The 1,948-nt window shown below is 31.7% G+C and carries 2 protein-coding genes and 1 pseudogene; all 3 read left to right on the top strand.

All coding sequences use genetic code 11. The features are described from left to right. Positions 1-283: winged helix-turn-helix domain-containing protein (locus Q5O30_RS07905; protein WP_302674653.1), on the top strand; the 283-nt coding region annotated here is incomplete at its 5' end. Continuing rightward, positions 283-1,743: a cell wall metabolism sensor histidine kinase WalK gene (locus Q5O30_RS07900; RefSeq protein ID WP_021953211.1), complete on the top strand. Its 1,461-nt coding sequence runs from the start codon at positions 283-285 to the stop codon at positions 1,741-1,743. The genes Q5O30_RS07905 and Q5O30_RS07900, both read left to right, overlap by 1 nt. An 88-nt stretch (positions 1,744-1,831) precedes the next feature. Beyond that, positions 1,832-1,948, top strand: a pseudogene (locus Q5O30_RS07895) (formate/nitrite transporter family protein); the annotation flags it as partial.

Genomic DNA, 1,948 nt, shown 5'->3' with positions numbered 1-1,948 from the left:
GGGAGGAGCCATTAAGTTAGATTGTGCTGCAAGAAAGGCATATGTAAATGGTAAGTATTTTGTAACAACTCCTAAGGAGTTTGATGTTTTGCGTTTTATGCTTAAGAATCAAAAAGTTACTTTAACAAGAGAACAGATTGTAAATGCGGTCTGGGGTGAAGAATACGATGGCACCTATAGAACCGTTGATACAATAATTAAGCAGATTAGAATAAAATTAGGTGATTGCCAAAGTTATATAAAATCAATTTATGGTGTTGGATATATATTTGAGGTGGAATAATGATTAAATCAATTAAGGGGAAAATGGTACTGTTTCAGGGAATGATGCTTGTGGTGGTTTTAGGTGTGCTTTTGATTCTGTTTTTATCAGGAGCACAGGGATATTACTATAACAGCAAAATGAAACTGATGAATCAGGCATTTAACAGATTGCAGGAGAAGGATTTAGAAAAACTAAAAGATGGAGATTTTAACATCGTAAATTTTGAGGAGCAAAAACTTAGATTTGTTATTGCAGATGAAAATTTCAGGCAGATTTATGTATCAGCTAACGGTAAGGGAAAAGGCGCAGTAATAGATGGAAGAAGTGCAAAGGCAAAAATTAAAGGGGGAATTATTGATAAGGTTAACAGATTTGATGAAGATGAATTTAAAACAGTTAATAACAAAAGACGTATAAAAGGAAGAGGCATAATAAAACAGGGGAACCATAAATATTATGTCTACATATATGAAATAAAAACAACAAAGAATATACTCTTTTCATATTATGCAATATTCTTTTCCATTGTAGTTTTAATTGCCGCTGCAATAGGAATGATTGTATCAATGATTATTGCTAACCGTATTAGTAAACCGATAAAGCAGATTGAACTAAATACAAGACTGGCTGTTAAAAACGGTTACAATGTAAAAATAGATGAAAATCAGGAATTTAAGGAACTTTCGGGCTTGGCGGAGAGTATTAATACTATGATTAGTCAGATACGAAATCAGATAGAAATTCTTGAGGAGGAAATTGCAAGAAAAGAACAGGCGGAAAATATTCAGAAGCAGTTTGTAAACAATGTTTCCCACGAAATGAAAACACCTCTTGCCATTATTTCTACCCAGGTGGAGATGATACAGTATTTAAATGATGAAGAGAAAAGAGAAGAATATTGTAAGTCAATTATTGAGGAGACAGAAAATATGTCCCAGATGATAAATGACATGATTTCTATTTTTTCAGTTCAATATGAAAATGAAAATCTCACAGTGAAAAATGAAAATGTCAGTGATGTGGTAAGGAAAATATGCAGTGAATATAAAAAGCTGTTTGACTCAAATCATATTGTTTTGAGAGAAGAATACGATATTGATACTTATGCACAAATAAATGGAAAACTTTTAAAGCAGGCAGTGTCAAATTATGTGTCTAATGCAATTAAACACAGTGATGAAAAATCACAGGTTACGGTAAGGGTTTTGGATTTAAATGAAACAGTCCGTATTGAAGTGGAGAATATGGGAAAGCATATAGATGAATTATATAAAGACAAAATATGGGATATTTTCTACAGCGGAGATGTAAATGAAACTTTAAATGGACAAAAGGGAAGCGGACTGGGATTGTACTTAGTAAAGAGCATTGCAAAGCTGCATAATGCAGAATATGGTTTTGAAAATACTGATAATGGGGTCATTTTCTATATTACTCTTAAAAAAGTGCAAAAAAAGGACCATAAACAATTGAATTAATCTTATTAAAAATATATAATATGCTGTGGTCAATTAAAATGAAAAAGGTTCGGCAATATTATTTATTAATGAACATCAGGAGGAAATTATGATTACAGCAAAAGATGCGACTATAAAATACTCAGAAAGTGGCATAAACAAGGTTAATATGCCTATAGGAAGAATGCTTGTTTTATCAATTATGGCAGGTATGTTTATTTCATTG

Origin of the sequence: Eubacterium sp. CAG:161 (assembly GCF_000432355.1) — a bacterium.
Classification (GTDB): Bacteria; Bacillota; Clostridia; order Lachnospirales; family Lachnospiraceae; genus Eubacterium_G; species Eubacterium_G segne.
This window is presented reverse-complemented; position numbering and strand designations above follow the sequence as displayed.

Bases quoted from the DNA above. Each gene is read 5' to 3' on its own strand.
- Q5O30_RS07900 (WP_021953211.1), top strand. From the start codon at position 283: ATGATTAAATCAATTAAGGGGAAAATGGTACTGTTTCAGGGAATGATG.